The 1036-nt window shown below is 52.3% G+C and carries 2 pseudogenes; both read right to left on the reverse strand.

The features are described 5' to 3' along the window. Positions 1 to 206 (reverse strand): annotated as a pseudogene (locus CWM53_RS06435) (energy transducer TonB); the annotation flags it as partial. 227 nt (positions 207 to 433) lie between these two features. After that, positions 434 to 880: pseudogene (locus CWM53_RS06440) on the reverse strand (dihydrodipicolinate synthase family protein); the annotation flags it as partial. Positions 881 to 1036 lie beyond the last annotated feature (156 nt).

Genomic DNA, 1036 nt, shown 5'->3' on the forward strand with positions numbered 1-1036 from the left:
TTAACATTCTGAACTCTGCCATCTGAATCAACATCATACTGAATCCGCAGAGCATTCGGCAGGAGGTTTCCGTTCTTATCATGAGTGGTAATTGCTGCATTTGCAGAGGAAATGCTGCCTGAAGGTGTGCTGGCGCTGGCCGGTATACCGGCGCAGAGTGCCAGGAACAATGGCAGAATCAGGGTGAATAGTCTGATAGCTTGCATAAATCGTCCGAACTCCAAAATTAACCATGAATCTTCACGTTACCAACGGTGCGAGTGACAGGCTACCAGATGAAATGATCAGTGAATACCGCGTCTTCAGCGGCAATCCCTTTGACCTTCTTACCAGGCGCTTCGTACCACATCCTTTCCCAAGGTCGTTTCACTATCAGGACTAGTGGGAGCTGAGCGAGTGTATCAATGATTCCTTTGCCAGCTGTCAGCTCGTCAGGGAACATGACCGATCTAACATCCTTAAGTGATGAGAGACGACCATGGAGTTCGTCCGTAAAGGTAAAATGCGTCGTGCCCGGATTTTCAGAGATACACACTGGTACAGACAGGTGCCGGGTAACGGTCTCGAAGCGTGAGAAGACTTCGTCGTCACGGAGTGACTGGTAGCTGACCGCCGGGAGTAACAGGACATTCGCGCCAGCTGCCTGGGCATCATCAGCCAGATGTAGAATGGCGTCGATACGGACCGATCCCACACAGACCATAACCGGGATGTCCCCGGCATGCTGTTTTGCCAGAGTGGCTACGCGCTTGCGCTGCTCCCGGGTCAGATAGGCGTAGCGTGCGGTTGACCCCAGGATGCCCATAGAATCAACCCGAGCATCTGTACGGCGGGAAAGCATATGGCTGAACCCCTTTTCATCCACGCCGCTGGCGGCTATTGGGGTTAATGGAAACGCCGATAACCGCTAAACATACCTGTTTCTCCTGAAGGATATTACTGCTGTTGTTCTTCGATGAGAGCAACGTCAAACCACAGGCCGGGCATCATTTTTTCCAGGCCGTCGGTCAGCATCTTCCCGGCTTCGTGCAGTTTT

Origin of the sequence: Klebsiella sp. A-Nf5 (assembly GCF_002810545.1) — a bacterium.
Lineage (GTDB): Bacteria > Pseudomonadota > Gammaproteobacteria > Enterobacterales > Enterobacteriaceae > Klebsiella > Klebsiella variicola.